We start from the raw sequence: 21,671 nt of genomic DNA, 5'->3' as shown, positions 1-21,671 counted from the left end.
ATCATGAGACAGATACCGGTCGATTCAGATTGGTTGGCTTCACGTGTGTTCCCACTCGCCCTGTTGATGATCTCGATATGGCCCCCGGCCTTTTCCGAAGCCCGGCTACAAGATCGCATTGTCGCGATCGTCAATTCTGAATTGATCATGTTGTCAGATATGACGCGTGAATTTGAAACGGAGCAACAACGGCTTTCTCGCGAACACCAGGGAAGCGATCTGGCCCAGCGGTTGAAAACAGCGGAATATATGGCCTTGACGAAGCTTATCGAGCGGCGCTTGCAGCTGCAGGAAGCCAAGGCCAAAAAGGTTGATGTTTCTGATCTGGAAGTAAAGCAAGCCCTTGAACAGATGAAACGACAAGGCAGTCCCCTCAGCATCACCAATCCAAATGACGTACAGACCGTTCGTGACCAGCTCCTCCTCATGCGAGTCATCGACCAGCATATTCGCGGCAACATTACCGTCGGAGATTCCGAGCTGAAGCGGTTCTACCAAGAATATCGCGATCGATTCGCTCTTCCCGAAGAGTACCAGCTGAGCCAGATCCTCTTTCAACCCCGCTCCTCCGATGGATTGGCCGAGGCCTTGACCAAGGCCCGCCGAGCCATGGACGACTTGAAACGAGGTGAAAAATTTGAAGATGTCGCCATGCGCGACTCCGACGGCGCCAACGCCTTGCAGGGTGGACGATTAGGATTAGTCCGTCAGGGGGAACTCATCCCGACAATCGAGCAAGCCGTCGCTCACTTAGTGCCTGGAGGGATCTCCGATATCATCGAGAGCCCTGAGGGAATCCAGATTATCCGTATGGATGACAGAAAACCGAAACAGTTTCGCCCATTCGAGGAAGTCCGGCGAGAAGTTCAGGAGCTGGTCTATCAGCGGAAGAGCGAGGACATGTATCAGTCTTGGCTGGTGGAACTCAAGAACAAGGCCTACATCGAGATCAAGTTCCAGCACGAGACGAGCACAGCCCACCGATAGCTGAAGTTTTCATTCGGTAGGATACCCAGACAACTACAGGATGCTCAAAAAGGCCAGCCTTCTCACCCACCCAGCCCCGGCGCCGTTCCGCGAACAAGGCCGTAGCGAGCAAAGATGTGAGGCGTACACTTCGGTACGCTGAGCCTCTGAGCGATGCGAGAACGACGCTGGTGGGCATTTTCAGCATCCTGCTGAACCAAGATCACGCAAGGTCCGTGCGAAGGCTGCCGGCCACGTCGCGAATGGCTCTCCACACCTGATCCCGGCCATCCCCAGTTATCGATGAATACGGAATCAACATCTCCCCCTCAGCGAGTCCTAAGACCCGATGGGTCTGCTTGAGCGTACGAACCCGTTCGCCGGGCTTCAACTTGTCGACCTTGGTCGCAACGATGAGGGGGTTCCGGTGGATCGAACGCAGCCACGCGAGAGTCTGAGAATCCTGGTCGGTTGCAACTCGGCTGTCCACCAACATCACGACGGTGAGCAGCGAGGCTCGGTCGACAAGATAGTCTTCCATCAGCGGTCCCCATTGGGTACGGACCGATTTCGACACTTTGGCGAATCCATAGCCGGGCAGGTCCACGAGATGGAATTGCGAAAGATCCGGGTCGGAGGTCGAGACGAGAAACACATTCACGGCTCTCGTCTTGCCTGGCGTCCGGCTGATTTTTGCCAGATCTCGACGATTGAGCAACGAATTGATCAACGACGATTTGCCCACATTGGAGCGCCCCACAAAGGCTACCTCGTGGAGAGTGCCGGAAGGAAATTGTTCTGGAGACATACAACTTTTGATAAACTCAGCGGCAAAGATTTTCATAGCGTTAGGCTGATTAATGGATTCAAGACAGAAGACCGATCACAGTCCGACCTTTCTGCGTCACTACACATACGATCCTCCTCCTCCCAAGTCAACCGGCCGACGCAGGGTGACTCGTGTGCTCCTCAGAAGCACTGCACTCATCGGACTGGCGTTGGGCCTCCTGGCCATGAGCTGGCTGATTACGCTTCCCGACACAGAGCTCCTTGCAAGGACCAACCCGACCTCAACGGCCCTGATGGACGCTCGACAGGCTCAAGCGAAGAATCAACGTCGCGCGATCGGACGACAGTGGATGTGGGTACCGCTCTCACGTATCTCTCCTCACCTTCGCCATGCGGTCGTGGCAGCTGAAGATGCATCGTTTTTCACTCATGAAGGATTCGACTGGGAAGGAATGAAAGAAGCAGCGAAATACAATCTTGAAGCAGGCGAACTCAAGCGAGGTGGAAGCACCATTACTCAGCAACTAGCCAAAAACCTCTATTTGTCATCCGAACGGTCCCTGTTTCGAAAAGCACGGGAAGCCCTGATTACGCGTTCACTCGAACAGCATCTGACGAAAAAGCGTATTCTCGAATTGTACCTCAACGTCGCCGAGTGGGGGCAGGGCGTCTATGGCGCTGAAGCTGCGGCTCGTCATCACTTCGGAAAACCCTCGTCTGATCTCACAGCCGACGAAGCCGCCTGGCTGGCGGCCATTTTGCCGTCACCGCGTCGATATGATCCCTTGCGGAGAACCACGTTCCTCGCACGCCGCCACGAACGTATTCTGAAATGGATCGATCGGCAATCCGCAACACCCATACCAATCGCCGACGAGTAGACCCGCTGAGCCGTCGCTACTCTGAATACTCAGAAGCATCACCCACTTCACTGAAATCCTGCTCCCCGAAGATAGCCGATTCGTAGGTGTAGTGCTTGAACTCCAGCAGGTTATGGGATGGGTCTTCAAGGAAGAACGTGCGGTGTTCGATGCGTGTCCCAGGAAAGCGCACACGAGGTTGTTGATAGAACGTCAGCCCCTTGGCCTTTGCCTGATCCACCAACGCCTGCCAGTCTTCTTGCGACAGAAAAGTCAGGCCAAAATGACTGGGATAAATTCCTTTCTGCTTCGAAGGCTGTTCCGGCACAAGATGCGCGACGAGCTGATGGCCTGCCAAACCGAGCGTGACCGCCTGTTTCGATCGACGCCCGACTGTACAGCCGAGCCCATCGACGTAGAACCGAAGCGTGGCTTCTACGTCGTGGATTGGAAAAGCGAGATGAAAGAGAATTTGGCTCATTCGTGATTGAATCAATTAATAATTTACAGGTCCATGCTCATTGAGACCGGCAGTCTTAGATGTTCATCTCAACCGAAATCAGAACTGGCTAAGATGACCAAGGAATTCGCTTCACTGCTCCTGTAGCAGTGGCTTAAACCCCTGTTTACTTTTACAAACCTCCAAAAAGACAGAGACTACATCATCAAGTGCCCCTTCTAGCTCTTCACTTTTTCCGCTCTTCTCTAGCGTTTTGAAAAGCTGCGCATCATAGGGCCACTTTTCTGGACAGCCAACCATCACTGATTTGTCGATTTAATAATTGCTTGAGAACTTCCTGAAGAAGCTGTCCCGGCGCTTATAGCCGCCGAATCTTACGCCAAGGAAGACCTTCGGTTCGCTCGTTGTTTCAGCTATATCCCATCTCAAGCCCCACATAATTCCCCATGTTTCGGGATAGCCGACAACAACTCCAACCTGTATCCTCGAATCGTTCATATCATTAAGATCTTTGAATTCGCTTTCGTGCAAGTCCTCTCTGTTTAGGACCGCCCTGAATTCTTCCATATGACGCAACATGATACGCCTGGCAGATTCGGTTACAAGCCTTCTAAATTCCGAGACTGCTTGCATTACGCCCGGATAACTTTCAATGCCCGCAGTAAACAGTTCCTCAGATGGATCAACTTGGCTCATCAGCTACTCCATATCCTTTCAACGTGCACCTCAGATAACTTCTAGCTTTTGCAAGTTGAGTCATGAACAGCAACGGCCTTCGCGGTTGTTCCATTCTGCGCAGGGAAGGAAGACCTAAAAGATTTTGTTCCGCAGCTCCTGTGAATCCCGCGATCAAAGCCGATGAAATCATGCGTCCTTCACTGGTTAATTCTGACATGCAATGTCTTAACCTCACGCAAAAAGTCTCCCATAACAATAATTGAAACCCCTCGTACTCCTTCTGCGCTTCACCGCCCACTGCTAGTAAAATAGCACTCCGGAAATCGGCGGGCTGGCGGTCAATCCACTCCCTGTAGCCGCTTTGCTTTACGGTATCAGCAGAATCAGCACCAATCACTTTAACTTCAATTACGATAACAATCTTGTCCCCAAATCGGACGACCAAATCAAGCCGGCCAAGTCTACCTTCATGGCCTTTTTCTACCCATACTTCTCTTTCTACAGTACAAACATCTCGGCAAGTACGAAACTGCGAAGGAAGGTCGGTCCCGAACAAAACGTACCCAACTCTCAATGGCGTGCATAGTTCTTCAAGAACCCACTTTAACCAATCAGAATAAGCCTCTTCTCTGTCCCTCGCTAACCAGCGATGTAGCGAAAAATCAATGGTGAGTGGATCCTGGCCTAAACGAGAGGTGGAAACTTGAAGAAGAAAGCTCACATCCGACACCATACTTTCTGCAAGTCGTTCAGCCTTTCCAGTTAATAAGACACACGGTTTCCAAGATGCCATCCGTATACTTCTGTTCACGTGCCTACACAATCTCGACCACTTGGTAAGGAGACTTGGAAGCAGCTTCCTGTATTCTCGATTTTTTTTACATGATGAATAACGTGCTAACGTACTCCAAGTTCGCATAATATGTGAGAATGAATGCTGGATCATTCATTCTCACCTGGCACGATGGCGGCGACACAAACCCCGAGAGACCCCAGCTTCTTCCTCTTCAGGTAGAAAACCGTTGAGACTAGGACCGCGATGATACCCCAGAGTTGTGCTGTCAGCCAAGTTTGCGACATAGCTCTAGCGATTTCCATGTCCGGACAAACCAAATCCCACACTCTCTCGTTCGTCCATCGATTCCCCTGGCTTCGAGGCCTCTTTCCGTTGCATCCTAAGCGTATCCAGACTCTTGAACAGATGGTCGTCGCTGGGCGGCAGATCCTCATGTGCGCATTCGAGCAGGGCGTTCACCACAATTTCTTGAGCATAGGCCATGGAAAATCCTTCGGATCGTCTGGCCGCCTTTTCCAGCGCTGATTCGGAGAAGTACTTTCCTCCTTTCTTCTGAAGAAGTTCAAGACGCTGTTCATACTTAGGCAGGTCAAACCTCCAGACTCGGTCGAACCGGCTCGGGCGGTGAAGCAGCGCCGGGTCGAGCTTGTCCGGTTCGTTGCAGGTCGCAATCACGAGCACCCCGTTCAACACTTTGAGGCCATCCAACAGATTCAAGAAGTATGACAACGACACGCCTTTGGCATCCACGATCCGGTCGAGATCCTCCAGGAGGACAACCGCCGGTGTACACCCCTCGGCTAGATCCAAGGCATGACGGAGCATGCTGTCGTCCACATCCACTGTCCCCAGCATGGAAATGAACTTCGCAGGAGTGTTAAAGGCCAGTGTCTTGAGTGTGAGCGTTTTCCCGCAACCTGGCGGCCCGGCAAACAGAAACCCACGACGGTGGGGGATGCCTAGGGCCGTGTACCGTTCAGGGCTCGCAAAGAACCCTTCGACGTTGCTCCGAATATCCCGCACCATCGGGGCCGGTAGCACCAGATCATTCCAAGAACTCGCGGTCACCGGGATGTTCTCGCCATTGACGACATAGATCTCCTTCTTCTTTTCCTTGAGTCTGGCTTTGCCGTACCGCTCCAGAACGAGAAGAAGTTCTCGAAAGGCAGCAAGGGACTTGGTCGCAACGAAATAGATTCCAAAGCAGCCCTTGCCCAACATAAGTGAGAACACGTGACAATGGATGTCGTGGCCGTTCCAGATCAATTCAATGGTCCCTCGCCAGCCATAGGCGTTTGCTTCTTCTGAATCGCTGTTCAGGGCACCTGCTTCGGACGCAGCGCAGATGGGCATCGAATTTCGAAACGTTCCCGCCCCAACGAGCGGGAGGGCCGTGCGGCGTGTGATTGCCGCCGGGTGCCACTCTCGGAGGCAATCCAATAGGTAGTTCAGCGACAGCTCTTCAGCCGAGTCGCCGCCAAATTCATGGACGACCCACCCTGCCTCACGCGGATGCGCGGCAAGAAACCGGCTACTTTGTCTCTGGAGAAACAGGGACTCACTCATGTCTCCCTCCTTCTTGATGTGCAAGGGAACCCTAACACGGTGGTGCGACAGAATAAGTCACTGGGCGTTGGAGAGGACTAGCGGAGGGATCGATATGATTGGGCGGCGGCTGTCAGCTGGCTGGAGACCTGGTCGATCAGGGATTGCGGGCCGAGCACCTTGGCCCCAGGTCCGAAGGACAGAACCCATGCCGTCAGTTCGTCGAGACCGCCGCACTGCATGGTCAGAATCACGGAACCGTCCTTCTGAAGCTTGATCCTCTGCGTCGGATGCCAGCTTCGTTCCTGGACGAAATAGGCCCACTCCGGCGCAATCCAGATTTTCACTTCCTTCGGTGTCTCGTCGATCAGACCGAAGGCTCGATCGAGACGTTTCGCAAGAGAAACAGACGAGGGGAGATCGAACATGTCTTCTGTGACCGTGATGGTCTTGACTCGCTCCAGCGCGAACATTCGCAGCGCTGCCGCGTGATGGGAATACCCAATGAGGTACAGCCCATACTGGTACAGAATCAGCCCATAGGGATTCACCTTGTAATCTTGTGGGCTTTCTCCCGGCTTCCGGTAGCCGTGCAGAACAACCGTGAGTTGGCGAAGTAATGCCTTTCGAACGGACTCGATGACTTGTCTTTGAGTGGCATAGGCCCGGACCGGCCGCTGGAGAGGCGCAAAGGTCGTGATGATTCGATCAAGATGATTTCTCACCTTATCGGGCAAGCTCGCTTCAACTTTTTTAATGATGGTCTCCAAATCCTCAACAAACGGTGTGCCTTTCAAGTACGTCAGATGGCTCAGCGCGAGATGGAGCGACATAAGCTCGTACGGTGACACTGCAACCTCCAGCCCTTTGAACCCTGGAGGAAGCCTCCATTTTCCCTCTTCCTGCTCTAATGGGTAACCTGAGTCCTCAATCTGTTGCAGATCTCGGTGGACCTGGCGCTTTGTGACTTGGAACTCATCGGCCAGTTCTGCCACCGTCGCCCCACCACTGAGCCGACGCAGCATGATGCTGATGCGCGCGACCTGGCTATAGCGTTTAGGTTTCCGTCCCTTATGAGGAGCCACGGCAGTCCTCAGCTATCGGAAGGTATCGTTGACCACGGGGATTCCACGTCCGGCCCAGTATCCGGCCATCATGTGCGGGGTGGAATGACGAATGGTAAATCGTCCTTGAGGATTGAGGACCAGGCATCCGGCAGATCCCTTGATCCGAGCGACCAGCTTCTGCAACACAAGCCGTGCCGCCATCGCCGGCGTCTTTCCTCGTTCTAATAGATCGCAAATTGATTTGGCTACTGCAAGACGGATGATGCTCTCACCCCAACCCGTCATCGACACCGCGCCGGCTTCATTGTCAGCATAGACCCCGCAGCCGATGATCGGCGTATCCCCCACTCGGCCTGGCAGCATGCGATCAATCCCTCCAGTCGATGCCCCAGCAGCAACTATTCCAGCTCGATCGAGTGCGACAGCTCCGACCGTCCCATGCCGATCCCGTCCTGATTTTATCCGCTTGAGCATCGCGCCATAGGATAGCCGGCGAGGTCTTGTCCCAAGCCGGTGGCGCTCCATCTTGAAATGCCTGGCGAACTTCGTCGCCATGAGCCCCACAAGCAAGACATGATCTGTTTCTTCCATCACGAGCCTGGCAGCACTGATCGGATGAACGATACCTTCAATCGAGGCCACAGCACCGGCGCGCCAGCTATCCCCTTCCATGATGGACGCATCCATCCGCCGCACTCCGTCGAGTTGCAGATGCGCTCCTGTTCCCGCATTAAAGAGTCCGCTGCGCTCAAGCACGCGAATGGTCTGTTCGACGGCAACGAGTGCGGAGCTGCCTCGATCGAGGAAATGATACCCGACTTGCAGCGCGGCACGCAGGCAGTCGCCTTGTGGTGAGGTCATCGCGCGAGGGCCGGCACCCCCGTGCACGAGGATGATGGGGCGGACAGATTTCAATTCAAGAGCAAGTCCCGGGTCTTCTGATAGGCGGGATTCTGCATGCGATCGAGATCGGATCGTACAAAACCCAGACCTGTCACACAGAGTTCAAAGTTCTCGGACAGTTTTCGAAACAAGGGCAAGCTGGTGTCCGCATCATCACGACCGATCTGCGCAACGATTCCGTATGACCGCTTGCCGGTCTTCACATAGTCCACAAGGAAGTCCTTGTGATAGATGCGCCCAGCCGTTTTAAGCCGTCGAAGGTACTCAGGAAACAATCCCGCCATGAACAGGGTGAAATCACCGATATGGCGATGCACATCTCGTTCACGGTCCAGCGATTGGGCTTCAAGCATGACCTCGGACTCGAAGAGTAAGTCCACAATCGAATCGACCTGCTGATTCTCTCGATTTCTGATCTTATAGAGCTGATCCGTAGAGGTAAAATCGACTAAAAGATTTGAGACGTAGGATGTGACCTTGGCATCGGGCCAACCGAGGTGTTCCATAAAGCTCTTCTCGGTTAAGGCGCCGAAGAGTTGCCGGAGCGGGTGTCGTGGAGAAACTTGAGTTCCCATCAGCACCTCCAATATTTGTCTTCAGTATATCAGAGTCGCGTACGATCTCACCGTCACCAGTTCTATCGGACTCGATCGGCAGACCTTGAATCCGAACTAGCGCCTCTCCCCGCTATCCACCACGAATGTCACTGGTCCGTCGTTCACTAAGGCCACCTCCATATGGGCAGCAAAGACTCCCGTTTCAACCGGCGTCCCGCATGCCCGCAAATCAGCCGCGACCTGTTCATAGAGGCGCTTGGCGTCATCAGGAAAACCAGCCTCGTCAAAACTGGGGCGGCGCCCGTTGGTCGTCCGGCCCAACAGCGTGAATTGGGTGACCAACAGCACGCCTCCACCGACCTCTGTGAGCGATCGATTCATCTTTCCCTGCTCATCGGCAAAGATGCGGAGGGTCCGGATTTTGTCGACCAGATACTTCGCGTCAGACGCGTCATCGCCTTTCGCAACACCCAACAACACCATCAGACCCTGTTGGATCCGGCCCACAATCTTCCCATCGACTTCCACTGAGGCACTAGTGACGCGCTGAAGGACTGCTCTCATCGGCTGACGTCATCCTCCCTGCAATTGAGTGAGCGTCCCTTCGAGCGACAGCAACATCCGTTTCATGGATAGTCCACCGGAGAAGCCGCCGAGCGAGGCATCGTGGGCGACAATCCTGTGACAAGGAATCACGATCGGCAACGGATTCGCACCGACCGCGTTGCCGACCGCGCGGGCATACTGAGGTCCGCCCACACGTAACGCAATCCATTGGTACGAACGGAGCTTGCCATACGGCACTCGCTGCAACGTCCGCCAGACCTGTCGTTGGAACGAGGTTCCCTGTGAGAAATCGAGCGGCACGTCGAAGATGCTTCGTTTTCCTGCTAGATAGTCGAGCAACTGACGACGGGCTACTTCCAGTCTGGTGGACGCTCCTTGTTGCACTAGCTCATTCGACTCTGCTCTGAGCTCAGACTCGACTGCTCGCTTCGATTTTTTGGGTAATACAATCGATCGAATCCCTTTGTCGGACTCAGAAATCCCCATCCAGCCCCAGAGGGACTTAAATACTATCGCACGCCTCATCACACGACTCCTGACTAGCCGATGAACCGTCCCAACTTTCTCCGCACCATCCCCCATACGACACCCAATTCATCCGACCTCAACAAGGCATGGACGCCAAAATATCCGCCGATACTCAACCCAATGGCAGCGATAAGCATGCCGGATTTCTCGGCCCAGTCGTCAGGCTGAGTCCAGACCTGAGCACCAGCCACCCACCAACAGGCCATGACGATGGGCACACAGGCCACCAGCACTCGTCCAGCCGAGCGAATGACTGATTTCCACTCGACACCACCCAGCCGACGATTCAACACCACCACGAGAATTCCGCCATTGACCATCGCAGCTAGCGCAGTCGCAAGCGCCAGCCCTGCCGCCCCCAGGTGCGACATCAGCACCAGCGAAAACAGGATATTCGCCACCACCGCAATCGCAGCAGAAATGGCCGGCGTGGTCGTGTCCTTCAACGAGTAGAACGCCGAGACAATAATACGCACTCCCCCGAATGCCCACAAGCCAAGGGCATAGCACAGCACCGCAAAGGCAGTCTCAGCGGTATCATGCGCTGTGAACGTGCCGTGCTCAAAAAAGAGATGCACAAGCGGCGTCCGCAGCAAGATCAAGCCCACCATCGCCGGCACAATGATAAAGAGAATCATGCGTAGACCGAACCCGAGCGTCGTGCGCAATTCGTCCAACGCACCTCGGGCCGCTTGTGCCGATAAGGTGGGGAGGATGGCCGTGGCCAAGGCGACGCCAAAAATGCCAAGGGGAAATTGAATGAGCCGCATGCCGTAAAAGAGATAGGTCGGGCCGCCGGCAAAAAACGATCCCAGAATCGTGCTCACGGTGATATTGATCTGTGTCACCGACAGCCCGAGCAGCGACGGAATCATCAGCCGACCGATCTTTCTCACACCGGGATGCCCGGGGTTGAACGTGAATCCGAACAACATGCCGCGCAGCTTGAGCCCAGGCAATTGCATGGCAAACTGCGCCGCGCCACCGGCGACAACACCAATGGCGACACCGAGGATGGGTTCCCGCATGGTTGGCGCCAGAAAGAGCGAGCACCCGATGATGAACAAATTGAAAAAGACCGGAGAAAACGCCGGGGCCGCGAAAGCCCGCAGAGAATTGAGGATTCCCATGGCCAGCGCGGCGAGGCTGATAAAAATGAGATAGGGAAACATCATGCGCGTGAGCAACGTCGTCATTTCAAGTCGGGTCGGATCATCATGGAACCCCGGAGCCAAGAGCCAGACAATACCCGCCGCTCCCAAGATCCCAAGTATGGTAATCCCGGTCACAATGGTCAGCAACGTCGTGAATACGGCGCTGGCCAACTCCCACGCATCCTGCTTGGACTTGAGCGTGTGATATTCGGTGAAGACGGGAATGAACGCGGCGGACATCGAGCCTTCGGCAAAAAGCTCACGAAGCAGGTTCGGGATACGATAGGCAACGAAGAAGGCATCGGCTGCCGGCGTGGCGCCGAAGAGCTTGGCGAGAACCATGTCACGGACAAAGCCGAGCACGCGACTGGAAAACGTCGCGACCCCGATCATCCCAGCCGCTTTGACGACCGACTGATTCTCGTCCTGGGGTTTGGCTGGAGCACCGGCCGAAACGGGAGACTCTGACATGGACCGGATTCTAGCGGAACGACTGCCGGGCGTCTATCGGCGCTTGAAGACGAAACGTGAAGCGCTCCCCGGCGTACCACTGCGTACAAGCCAATTCACAATTTGAAGTGGGAGGACGAATCAGTGAGTCATCACAATGTGAGTGACTGATCGACTGAAGGAAGAAGTAGAAAGCAGGTCGACTTCTTGCCGAGCCAGGCCCCTGGCGTGTGCCGGAGTTTCGTGCCAGGAGCCTCATTGTTCGGCGGATCACGCCGCGAGTCGTTGAACAGGCGGCCGACTCGTGATGCTGACGACGTTGTCCTCTACGTCCCTCAACCGCTCAGCCTTGGCCTGTGGCTTCATCTCCAAGGTCCCATTGAACACCACACCCTCTTCCATAGAAAGAACCGGAGTGATCAGACTCCCTTCCACCACGGCCGGAGCACGGAGCACAATCTGGTCCTTCGCGTGAATATCACCGTGGATGGTTCCTTGGCATACCACGGTCCCGGCTGTGACCTTGGCCTTGAGTACGGCCTCAGGCCCAACGAGCAAGCCGCCGTCGGTGTGAATTTCGCCGTCCAAGGCCCCATCGATCCGTACCGTGCCGGAATAGGTGATCACGCCCTTGAATTCAACATCCTTGCCGACGAAAGCCACCTCATCCGGAAGGATCGGCCCGCCCTTTGGTAGACTGCGCTTGTCCTCCACCCACCGTTCTCGTTCCACTTCTCCCCCTCCTGCCTCCTCCTGTTTCCACATGATAGGGCTCCCTCCTTATCCGAATAGTCCACCTGAGCTGAATGGTCCCGCCAAGTCTCTTATCTATCGGTTGACTGGGGTGTTTTATTGAGGGCGGAACGGAAGGGAGCGGAGTTTTATGGCTCCTGGACCAATTCATTCGATAATTCATCAGGATTGTCTCCTGGACGACCAGGGCACACTTCAGCCAGAAGCACACCGCACCTCTGGATACTCTGGCATACGCCACCGATGACATCTCCCGTCTTCAATCGATCGACAGCAGCCTCGACAACCTTCGACCATTGCTCACTCGACACTTGTTGAAACAAGGGTCGATCCGCCAACACGTGGATCTGGTGCTCCAAGAGAGACACCATGATCAGCACACCGGTTCGCTCGCGAGTCTGAGAGACCGCATGTTGCGCGAAGGCACGTTCAGCCCTGAGCCTGACTTTATGTCGCATCCGATCGGTCGGAGTGAGCAGGCGAACGATCGGGTCATAGGTACCGAGCCATACCCCTGCACCGTAGGCCAGGATTGTCGCCAGTACCAGCCAGGCGGCATTGGACGCATGCCAGCCCCAGGGAAGCCAGAGTAGTTCAGTGCTCAACAATAGAGTGAGGGTGAACAAGGCAAGAATCAACCCAGCGCGATGTTGCGTGTCGCGGTAGAGTCCGGACCGGCTGACGAGCATTGGGACGATCTCCGCATTCGTATGCTCTTCTGCCGCATGTACCGCCAGCCTGATCCGCTCCCGCTCTTCGGCTGCAAGTCGCAACCCCTCACCAGTTTCCACTGGCACCTCCTCCCCCGAAACTGCCGCCTCCTCCACTAAAGCCGCCCCCACCGAATCCTCCACCACCACCAAGAGAGCCTCCACCCCATCCACCGCCGCGACTGCTGTACCAGATCCAATCATCTATACCGCTAGATCGACTCCTCCTTCCCCCGGCACTAGAGGCACCAATCACCAGCAGGAGGAGCACGGTAATACCGCTTGCCATGAGTGCCGGAACCAACCAAGGCGCCAGGAGTGTGGAAATCCCTGCTCCCGCAACCGGGCCGATAAATCGATGGATATTCATGAACACGAGCCCCACGAGCAATCCAACAACGACGGCGACGACGACCTGCTCGATGACATCGCTCTCCTGTCGAGGGACTGTCTTCTCGGACGCCTGATAGGTCCCCTCGATTGTCTTGAGAATGGCGTTGATCCCGGCAGTGACTCCTCCAGGCATATCACCGGCACGAAACCGAGGCACGATCTCATTCCTGATGATCTGTGCCGAGCGGGCGTCCGTTAGGACGCCCTCCAACCCATATCCGACCTCGATACGAACCTTGCGTTCCTGGATCGCCATCAACAGCAGCGCGCCATTGTCGGTTCCTTTTTGGCCAAGTTTCCAGGCCGTCGCCACGCGATGGGAGAATTCCTCGATCGCATCACCTTCGAGAGAGGGAATGATGAGGACAGCCACTTGATTGCTTGATTTGGTTTCATGCGCCGCCAGTTGAGTGGTCAGCGACTCAACCGTGGAATTCGGCAAGATATGGGCGAGATCGACGACTCGCCCGGCCAGTGGAGGGACATCAAGGGCAACGGCAGGCGTCGCAAGTAAGACGGCGAGTAGGACGATTATAAGAGCCCAGCAGGACGAGAGGCGGCTCATTTTGAATGCGCTCCCCCTTCGCCTCAGCTTCCCCTTCAACTTAAAACTTCACTTCTGGCGGTTTCGCTACAGCCTTTTCATCGGCGACGGTAAAGTTGGGACGCTCTTCCAGGTGTAGGAGAAACTTGGCCGTCAGGTTGGTCGGGAAGTACCGGACCATCTTGTTGTAGTCCGCCACTCGATCGATATACCGTTTACGGGCCACGGTGATCCGATTTTCCGTCCCTTCGAGTTGGCTCTGGAGATCCCGAAAATTTTGATCAGCTTTGAGGTTCGGGTAGTTTTCCGCGATGGCAATCAGACGACCTAGCGCCGAGGCCAACCCGGCTTGCGCCTTCTGAAATGCCTCGAATGCGGCTGGGTCCTTGAGCACCTCAGGCGTCACTTGGATGCCGGTCGCCTTGGCCCTGGCATTCACCACCCCCTCAAGCGTCTCTTTTTCGTGAGCCGCGTACCCCTTGACCGTCGCAACAAGGTTAGGAATGAGGTCGGCACGGCGCTGGTATTGATTGATCACTTCACTCCACGCCGCCTTCGTATCTTCATCCAACCCTTGGAGGTCGTTGTACCCACACCCGGACACAGAACACGCACTGATCATTGCTAGAGTCATCACCGTCTTTGTCCACCACGTACGCCCCATCGTTCCCTCCTTCAGCCATAGAGCAGGACGCAATGTCCCTTGCTCTCGCAATCATGCTACCATGGGGATAATCATTAAGATATGTCGGTCAAGAGGGGCTATGCCACGGAAGCGATTGATCCATGAACCTGGTGGGTTTCAAGTGCGACACCGCGCCCTTGGCATCTATCAAGGCCGTGCGATCGACCTCGCCTTCTGGCACCCGTCGTCAGGCATGCCCGAACACGGGCTTTGTCGATTTTCAACAAAAGACAAGGCCCAGGCGTTGATCGATGCATTCTCTTCTTTAGCCTGCACGGAACCGATGGATCAACATGATCTGACCATCGAGCCGTACGATCGCGCCGAGCATGACCGCTTGATCAGTGACTATCCGCTGCCGTCTGCCTGGGAGATGCCAATCTAGGCCTAGAAATCGAGGCTAGCCGGTGACGATCGGCTCGACGGCCTTGGAGAGGACATTGGACGTGGAACCCGAATGTGATTGGATGAAAGCCTGTAGACGTTTGTTCTCTTGAGCTGTGCGGAGAAACTTGAAGGCGATGCCACGCACACTCACGGATCGTACCATGGCAGCGACTTCGATGGGAGCTTCATCCTCGGCGAGGGCAATCTCTAGATAGAAAATATCGTCAATCCGAACGTGAGTTTTGCTCTCGATAATACAACCACCCAAGGAGAGGTCCAGTACCATACCCTCGCCCCTGACCTTCCCTCCGGAAAACGACAGGCACAAACGAACAGGGATACGGAGGTGTTCCCGGCGCTCAAGTGGGTGAGAGGATCTCGCCGTACTCACCCGACGGGCGAGGAAACGATGGCGACAGTCTTGGCACTGGAATGGAACAATCCACATGAGCGCCGCAACCAGTTCACGTGGGGTCTGCGGTCGTCCCTGCACGACATCGTCCTTGTGACACCGTGGGCAGGTCACCTGGCGACTCATTCGATGTGCCTCTTTCTCATCTCCACCCCACCACCAGCCTATAACCGCACTATAAAGGCCTTCCCCCTACAGTCAAGCTGATTGCTATCTGGCGCAAAATGGCTTCCAGCATGCTTTTACACCATTTGAGAGATTGGCGGTCGACAACGCGCTTGGTGACGAATCACAACGAGGAGAGCCCTACCGTCAGCGTACCGGCTAGGCAGACTCTGCGTGGGGAGATTCCGGCTCAGCAGGAAGACCGGATTCAACGACACCGGCCCGGAGATATTCGCGATTGAGCGTGGCGATGAAGCGGACACTGATGCGTTTCGGACAGACAGCTTCACACTCATATTGATTGCCGCACGAACCGAATCCTTCTCGATCCATGGCGTCTAACATCGCCTTCACCCGCCGCGTGCGCTCGGGTTTCCCTTGCGGCAAGAGCGCCAAGTGGGACACCTTGGCCGCCACAAACAGCATGGCCGAGGCATTCTTACACGCAGCCACACAGGCCCCACAACCGATGCAGGATGCGGCATCCATCGCGGTTTCGGCCTGATCTTTTTCGATTAACAAGACGTTCCCGTCCACCGCTCCACCGGTGTTGACGGAGACATAACCTCCTGCTTGCATGACTCGATCCAGGGCTCGGCGATCAGCCACCAGATCCTTGATGATGGGAAAAGCCCGTGCGCGCCACGGCTCGATCGTGATGACGGCTCCGTCTGGAAACCGCCGCATGTACAACTGACAGGTGGCCATGCCACGGTCCGGGCCATGCGGGATTCCATTGATTACCAGAGAGCAACTTCCGCAGATGCCTTCACGGCAATCCTGCTCAAACGCCACCGGCTCTTCACCCTTGGCGATCAATCCCTGATTCACGCCATCAAGCATTTCTAAGAACGACATGCCGGGGCCGACGTCGTGAGCTTCATACGTCACAAACCGGCCTTTCTCGTCTGGACTCTTCTGGCGCCAAATTTTTAATGTGAACGTCATGACCCGCTACCAGGCTTTCTCTTAACGCTTTCCTCTACTCCCGCTCACCCCCTCACCGATTATTGGTAACTTCTCGTGGTCGGCTGCACGAATTCGAAGGCAAGAGGCTCCTTGTGCAAGGTAGGTACTGCATGCTCTCGGTACTCCCATGCGGCAACATGCGCAAAACAGGTATCGTCGCGCGTTGGTTCACCCTCGGCCGTCTGATGCTCTTCGCGGAAATGTGCCCCGCACGACTCTTCCCGATGTAACGCATCGTGACAAAGCAGTTCAGCAAACTCAAGATAGTCAGCCACTCTCCCCGCATATTCCAGCTCTTGGTTGAAGGCTTCTCCTGATCCAGGAACCACGACATTTCGCCAAAATTCTTCCCGTAGGGCCGGGATCGACCGCAGTGCCAGTTCAAGCCCTGCTTTGTTGCGAGACATGCCGCAGTGATCCCATAAGAATTTGCCGACTTCGCGATGAAATGAGGCCGCGGTTCGACGGCCTTTCGCGTTCAGCAGGCGGCTGATCCTGCCCGTCACGCGCTGAAGCGCCGCGCGTGATTCCTTGTGATCTTCCCCAACCGGTGAAAGCTTCGCCGTCGCCAAGTAATGACCGATCGTATAGGGCAGGATAAAATACCCATCGGCGAGCCCTTGCATCAAGGAGCTAGCGCCGAGCCGGTTGGCGCCATGATCCGCAAAATTTGCTTCTCCAATCACGAACAGTCCCGGGATGGTACTCATAAGATTGTAATCAACCCAAAGCCCCCCCATCGTATAGTGTGGCGCCGGATAAATCCGCATGGGGACGTGGTAGGCATCTTCCCCTGTGATCCGGTTATACATGTCGAAGAGGTTGCCATAGCGCTCGTGGACGACATCCTGCCCCTGCCGCTCAATCACATCGGCAAAATCCAGGTACACGCCCTGACCTCCCGGGCCAACGCCATGGCCTTCGTCGCACACAGTCTTCACGGCACGGGACGCGATGTCTCGTGGCGCAAGATTGCCGAAACGGGGGTACCGGCGTTCCAGAAAATAGTCGCGTTCTTCGGCGGGTATGTCGCCAGGAAGCCGGTGATCCGCAGCCATCTTCGGCACCCACAACCGTCCGTCGTTGCGGAGCGATTCGGACATCAGGGTCAACTTGGCCTGGTGTTCACCCCCTGGCGGGATCGCCGTGGGATGAATCTGCATAAAGCACGGATTCGCGAATGCGGCACCCTGTTTCCATGCCCGATACGTGGCCGTCACATTGCTGCCGCTCGCATTGGTCGACAGGTAGTACACGTTGCTGTAACCGCCGGTCGCCAGTACCACGGCATGGGCCGTCTGGATACTCACCCGTCCCGTGACGAGATCACGCACCACGATTCCTCGGGCCTGACCGTCAATCACGATCAGATCGAGCATCTCGGTCCGTGGGTGCATCGTGACCTGTCCACGTTCAATCTGCCAGCAGAGCGCCGAATAGGCGCCCAAGAGCAGTTGCTGTCCGGTCTGTCCGCGACAGTAGAACGTCCGCGAGACTTGGACACCTCCAAACGATCGGTTGGCCAACTGCCCGCCATATTCACGGGCAAACGGAACACCGAGAGCCACACATTGATCGATAATTTGTGCACTGACCTGGGCAAGCCGATAGACATTCGCCTCTCGCGAACGAAAGTCTCCACCCTTGATCGTATCGTAAAAAAGCCGGGCCACACTGTCCCCATCATCCTGATAATTCTTTGCGGCATTGATCCCACCTTGTGCCGCAATACTATGCGCACGGCGTGGACTATCCTGAAAACAAAAGCATTCCACCTGATAGCCGAGCTGTCCCAAGGTCGAGGCCGCACTGGCTCCTGCGAGGCCGGTGCCAACGACGATGACCGTGATTTTCCGCTTGTTATTCGGACTCACTAATTTTTCGCTGAATCGATGTCGATCCCATTTGGTTTCCAGCGGGCCGGCAGGAATTTTTGGATCAAGTTTCATCATCCGCGTACGATCCCCAAGAAGATGGCGAGGATGATGGCGACATTGCCAAGAACGACCAACAGCGCGACCGTGGGACCAGCGGCCTTGATGAGTCGGTTGAATGCCGCGCGTTCAAGCCCCAATGTCTGTAAACTGCTGGTGACGGCATGGTTCAGATGCAAACCCAGCCCCAGCTGACCCGTCAAGTAACACGCCACGATAAATGGATTCTGAAAAGCGTGAACGATCTTCCCATACACATCACGATGTCCTTCGGTGTCGAGGCGATCGGCAGAAGAGGGATCGATGACGCCGGCTGTCAGATGCAAGAGGTGAAATATGAGGAAGAGCAAGAGCACAAAGCCGGAGATGGCCATGGTGCGGGATGCGAACGATGCTTGGCGATACTCACGGACCGCATAGGCGACCGGGCGAGCACGACGATTTCGCAAGGTCAACTGGATCGCCAGGACGATGTGGAGTGCCGCAAGGCTCAGCAACCCGATCCGGGCGGTCCAGAGGAGGATCGGCATGTCGCGGAGCATCGCCGCATAGCCATTGAGCGCATGGGATCCTTCGAATACTTGTAGGTTCCCCAACATGTGAAAAATAACATAGAGAACGAGCCCCAGCCCGCTGAGGGCCATGACGACTTTACGGCCGACTGAGGACTGGAAATCGTGAGACTGGCGTGCCATCTGCGATCATTATACACCGCTTGGATTCCCGAAGACTCATGGGAATGTTGGAGAGGTGTCCTGATGCACGACGATACAGCGGCGTGGTAGTTCGCGCTCGCTGAGTGATCGCAGGTACCAAGGATGTTATCGAGCGCCTGCCGGTCCAGACCGTGGCGTCACACGCTTCACTTGGAGCTCCAGTTGCTCGGACGGATGCATCCCTGGGACCAGCACGGCGAGCGCCATGACACAATTCCGCCCACCCTCCTTGGCGGCATAGAGCGCCTTGTCCGCTTGATCGATCAGCTCCAACGGCGTCCGTGCTCCGAACGCGAGGGCCGACACCCCGAGGCTCACCGTCAGTGTCAAGCCAGGCACCATCCGAAGCCGGCTGCCCGCCTCAGTCCCAACACGTATTCGCAAACGTTCCGCCAGAGCCGTCGCTTCGGCCAGCGCCGTGCGAGGGAACATCAGACAGAACTCTTCTCCTCCGTAGCGCCCGACCGTGTCCGTCAACCGCAACCCTGCGGAGAGACAGTTGGCGACTGCTTGGATGGCTTGATCGCCGACGGCATGTCCATATTGATCATTCACACGCTTGAAGTGATCAATGTCGACCATCACACAACAGAGCTCGTTTCCGTGCTCGCGGCTCTCCGCAAACGCTTTCTCAAACAGTGCGTAGAACGCACGGCGGTTCAGACATCCGGTGAGCGGATCGCGCGAGGCCAAACGCTCCAGCTCGCCATTTTGCCGTAATATTTCTGTCTGTGCCGACTCAAGATTTACCACGGTTCGCATCAGGGCGCCGTTGATGTCCGTGAGTTGCTGGTTCGCACGCTGGAGCTCCGCTGTGCGTTCATCGACCAAACGACTCAACTCATGCAGCTGTCCAACAGCCTTATTCGCCAAGTCCCATTTCCAGCAGAGCGCGGTGGCGAGCTGCAAGGCTTCAATGCCGTTAAATGGCTTCTGCAGAATCAGTAACTTGTCGGTTCTCCCTATCCGTTCCCTGATTTCTCCCCAAGGCTGATCGGAATAGGCCGTGCAGATGACCACCTGCAGCTCGGAATCAGCTTTCCAGAGCTGCTCAATGGTTTCGAGCCCATCCCAGCCCGGCGGCATCCTCATATCGACAAAGGCAACGGCATACGGTCTACCCGTATTGTTCGAAGCCTGCACCAAGTCCAATGCCACCTGTCCTTGATCCGTACAATCAACCTGGAAGGGCTCATGAGCCTGAATACGACTGGCGTCCCCAAATAAGGCCAAACGTGCCTTTTCAAGAGCCTCCGACTCGGTATCGAGTTGAAGAATTCTCCGGAAGTCGTCATGGATCGATGGGTTGTCGTCCACAACGAGGATGCGTCGATTGAGACTATCTGTCGACACTCGTCACAGCTCCTCTATTCCTCACTAGGCTAGCCATCAAACCACCTTCGCCAACACCGTCTGGGTAGAAGGCTTTTGGAGTTGAATCGTGCACCAAAACGTCGATCCTTGGCCGAGGATGCTCTCGACACCCACCGTTCCATTCATCATCTGGGCCAGTTGTTTTACAATGGCAAGCCCGAGTCCTGTCCCGCCATACTTGCGCGTAGTACTGCCGTCAGCCTGTGTAAACGGTGTAAAGAGCTTGGCTTGGGCGGCAGGCTCGATGCCGATGCCTGTGTCCCGCACTTTCAGACAAAGCGTTGCCGTATCGACAGTATCCTCAGCGACCGCCACGTGGAGGGTGATTTCTCCCTGGGTCGTAAATTTTATGGCGTTGCCGATCAAGTTGGTCAAGATCTGCCGAATGCGCACCGGGTCACCGTCGTATTCCTGAAGGAGATTGTCAGCAAGCACGACTGTCAGCCTCAGCCCCTTGCTCTCAATAGGGCCGGACAATAGTTCCAGGACATCCTTAACGAGCTGACGCAGATCGAACGCGATGCGTTCGATCTTGAGTTTCCCTGATTCAATCCTCGAGATATCGAGAATATCATTGATGACCTGCAGCAGAGCCGTTCCGGATTTGTGGAGCGTCTCGATGTACCGGCGTTGCTTGTCGTTCAAAGGCGTCCGCAGCAAGAGTTCGCTCATCCCGAGAATACCGTTCATAGGCGTGCGGATTTCGTGGCTCACGTTGGCAAGGAATTGCGATTTCGCGACGTTGGCGGCCTCGGCCGCTTCTAACCGTTGGCGCGCCTGACGCGCCAGCTTCCACTTGGTGGTGAGGGAGGCGGCCAATTGCGAGACCTCCACGGTGGAAAATGGCTTTTGCAGAATCAGGAGACGGTCATCGCAGCCCAATCGGCGAATGATGTCGTCCCAGGAATGGTCGGTGTAGGCCGTGCAGATGACCGTCTGAATCTCGGGATCAACCTCCCACAGACGCTCGATGGTCTCCAGCCCATCCCATCCCGGAGGCATCCGCATATCCACAAACGCCACCGCATAAGGCCGCTCTTCCCGACGCGCCATTTGGACGAGGGCCAGCGCGGCTTGCCCCTGATCTGCATAATCCAGTTCAAACCGCACAAGCGCCTTCTGAAAAGATTCCCCCCCGAATAACGACGCGCGCGCGTCATCCAGCCTCTGTGTCTCCGTTCCCGGTTGAAGGATTTTTCGAAAGTCCTCGTGGATTGAGAGATTGTCGTCAATGACTAAGACTCGAAGGTGCTGACTATGCTTGTCGATATCCATATTCATACAGCTCTCCCTGACTGCGCCAGCAGAC

The 21,671-nt window shown here is 55.7% G+C and carries 24 protein-coding genes; 3 read left to right on the top strand and 21 right to left on the bottom strand.

The annotated features are described in order from the left end of the window. Positions 1-3: 3 nt before the first annotated feature. Entirely contained in the window at positions 4-987 is a 984-nt protein-coding gene (locus tag E8D52_01530) for a hypothetical protein (GenBank protein ID TKB70801.1), read from the top strand. A gap of 202 nt (positions 988-1,189) precedes the next feature. Here the strand turns inward: E8D52_01530 and E8D52_01525 are convergent, their stop codons facing one another. Next, on the bottom strand, positions 1,190-1,810 hold the full coding sequence (locus tag E8D52_01525) for a YihA family ribosome biogenesis GTP-binding protein (GenBank protein TKB70800.1): 621 nt from the start codon (positions 1,808-1,810) through the stop codon (positions 1,190-1,192). 16 nt (positions 1,811-1,826) lie between these two features. On the opposite strand from E8D52_01525, the gene mtgA reads away from it, so the two are divergent. Next, positions 1,827-2,636, top strand: a complete 810-nt coding sequence (gene mtgA / locus E8D52_01520; GenBank protein TKB70799.1) for a monofunctional biosynthetic peptidoglycan transglycosylase — start codon at positions 1,827-1,829, stop codon at positions 2,634-2,636. A gap of 16 nt (positions 2,637-2,652) precedes the next feature. Here mtgA and E8D52_01515 read toward each other — a convergent pair whose 3' ends face one another. From E8D52_01515 to E8D52_01450, 14 genes are all read right to left on the bottom strand, one after another. After that, a complete protein-coding gene (locus E8D52_01515) occupies positions 2,653-3,096 on the bottom strand; it encodes a glyoxalase (GenBank protein TKB70798.1) in 444 nt (147 codons plus the stop codon). A 294-nt stretch (positions 3,097-3,390) separates the two neighbouring features. After that, complete coding sequence (locus tag E8D52_01510; GenBank protein ID TKB70797.1) at positions 3,391-3,771, bottom strand: hypothetical protein; 381 nt, start codon at positions 3,769-3,771, stop codon at positions 3,391-3,393. Further along, positions 3,758-4,546: a hypothetical protein gene (locus E8D52_01505; protein TKB70796.1), complete on the bottom strand. Its 789-nt coding sequence runs from the start codon at positions 4,544-4,546 to the stop codon at positions 3,758-3,760. The genes E8D52_01510 and E8D52_01505 overlap by 14 nt, the downstream gene beginning before the upstream one ends. A gap of 291 nt (positions 4,547-4,837) precedes the next feature. Continuing rightward, entirely contained in the window at positions 4,838-6,115 is a 1,278-nt protein-coding gene (locus E8D52_01500; protein TKB70795.1) for an ATP-binding protein, read from the bottom strand. 77 nt (positions 6,116-6,192) lie between these two features. Next, entirely contained in the window at positions 6,193-7,179 is a 987-nt protein-coding gene (locus E8D52_01495; GenBank protein ID TKB70794.1) for a transcriptional regulator, read from the bottom strand. 12 nt (positions 7,180-7,191) lie between these two features. Beyond that, entirely contained in the window at positions 7,192-8,022 is an 831-nt protein-coding gene (locus E8D52_01490; protein TKB70793.1) for a hypothetical protein, read from the bottom strand. A 50-nt stretch (positions 8,023-8,072) separates the two neighbouring features. Next, complete coding sequence (locus tag E8D52_01485; protein TKB70792.1) at positions 8,073-8,639, bottom strand: hypothetical protein; 567 nt, start codon at positions 8,637-8,639, stop codon at positions 8,073-8,075. Positions 8,640-8,735: 96 nt separating this feature from the next. Further along, a complete protein-coding gene (locus E8D52_01480; GenBank protein ID TKB70791.1) occupies positions 8,736-9,185 on the bottom strand; it encodes a D-tyrosyl-tRNA(Tyr) deacylase in 450 nt (149 codons plus the stop codon). A 9-nt stretch (positions 9,186-9,194) separates the two neighbouring features. Then, positions 9,195-9,770, bottom strand: a complete 576-nt coding sequence (locus E8D52_01475) for a methylated-DNA--[protein]-cysteine S-methyltransferase (protein ID TKB70790.1) — start codon at positions 9,768-9,770, stop codon at positions 9,195-9,197. Further along, on the bottom strand, positions 9,728-11,341 hold the full coding sequence (gene murJ / locus E8D52_01470; protein ID TKB70789.1) for a murein biosynthesis integral membrane protein MurJ: 1,614 nt from the start codon (positions 11,339-11,341) through the stop codon (positions 9,728-9,730). The genes E8D52_01475 and murJ overlap by 43 nt, the downstream gene beginning before the upstream one ends. Before the next feature lie 249 nt (positions 11,342-11,590). Next, on the bottom strand, positions 11,591-12,085 hold the full coding sequence (locus E8D52_01465) for a polymer-forming cytoskeletal protein (GenBank protein ID TKB70788.1): 495 nt from the start codon (positions 12,083-12,085) through the stop codon (positions 11,591-11,593). Between the two features lie 116 nt (positions 12,086-12,201). Then, positions 12,202-12,864 carry a hypothetical protein gene (locus tag E8D52_01460; GenBank protein TKB70787.1) on the bottom strand — a complete coding sequence of 221 codons (663 nt, stop codon included), beginning with the start codon at positions 12,862-12,864 and terminating at the stop codon, positions 12,202-12,204. Then, entirely contained in the window at positions 12,851-13,741 is an 891-nt protein-coding gene (locus E8D52_01455) for a hypothetical protein (GenBank protein TKB70786.1), read from the bottom strand. Before E8D52_01455 ends, E8D52_01460 begins: the two co-directional genes overlap by 14 nt. Positions 13,742-13,781: 40 nt before the next feature. Next, positions 13,782-14,384, bottom strand: coding sequence for a LemA family protein (locus E8D52_01450; GenBank protein TKB70785.1), 603 nt, complete (start codon positions 14,382-14,384; stop codon positions 13,782-13,784). A 100-nt stretch (positions 14,385-14,484) separates the two neighbouring features. Here E8D52_01450 and E8D52_01445 point away from each other — a divergent pair, with 100 nt between their 5' ends. Continuing rightward, entirely contained in the window at positions 14,485-14,790 is a 306-nt protein-coding gene (locus E8D52_01445; GenBank protein ID TKB70784.1) for a hypothetical protein, read from the top strand. Between the two features lie 15 nt (positions 14,791-14,805). Here the strand turns inward: E8D52_01445 and E8D52_01440 are convergent, their stop codons facing one another. The 6 genes from E8D52_01440 to E8D52_01415 form a co-directional block, all read right to left on the bottom strand. Beyond that, a complete protein-coding gene (locus E8D52_01440) occupies positions 14,806-15,330 on the bottom strand; it encodes a PilZ domain-containing protein (protein TKB70783.1) in 525 nt (174 codons plus the stop codon). Between the two features lie 198 nt (positions 15,331-15,528). Beyond that, a complete protein-coding gene (locus tag E8D52_01435) occupies positions 15,529-16,317 on the bottom strand; it encodes a succinate dehydrogenase/fumarate reductase iron-sulfur subunit (GenBank protein TKB70782.1) in 789 nt (262 codons plus the stop codon). Positions 16,318-16,376: 59 nt separating this feature from the next. Further along, a complete protein-coding gene (locus tag E8D52_01430; protein TKB70927.1) occupies positions 16,377-18,287 on the bottom strand; it encodes a fumarate reductase/succinate dehydrogenase flavoprotein subunit in 1,911 nt (636 codons plus the stop codon). Continuing rightward, positions 18,287-18,967 (bottom strand): succinate dehydrogenase cytochrome b subunit, encoded by a 681-nt coding sequence (locus tag E8D52_01425; protein ID TKB70781.1) that lies wholly within the window; start codon positions 18,965-18,967, stop codon positions 18,287-18,289. The genes E8D52_01430 and E8D52_01425 overlap by 1 nt, the downstream gene beginning before the upstream one ends. Before the next feature lie 126 nt (positions 18,968-19,093). Beyond that, positions 19,094-20,341 (bottom strand): diguanylate cyclase, encoded by a 1,248-nt coding sequence (locus tag E8D52_01420; protein TKB70780.1) that lies wholly within the window; start codon positions 20,339-20,341, stop codon positions 19,094-19,096. Between the two features lie 36 nt (positions 20,342-20,377). Beyond that, a complete protein-coding gene (locus E8D52_01415; GenBank protein ID TKB70779.1) occupies positions 20,378-21,643 on the bottom strand; it encodes a response regulator in 1,266 nt (421 codons plus the stop codon). Between the last annotated feature and the right edge of the window lie 28 nt (positions 21,644-21,671).

This window comes from Nitrospira sp. (genome assembly GCA_005116745.1).
In the GTDB taxonomy this organism is placed as follows: Bacteria; Nitrospirota; Nitrospiria; order Nitrospirales; family Nitrospiraceae; genus Nitrospira_D.
The sequence above is the reverse complement of the archived record's forward strand: the minus strand, read 5'-3'. Positions and strand labels throughout refer to the sequence as shown.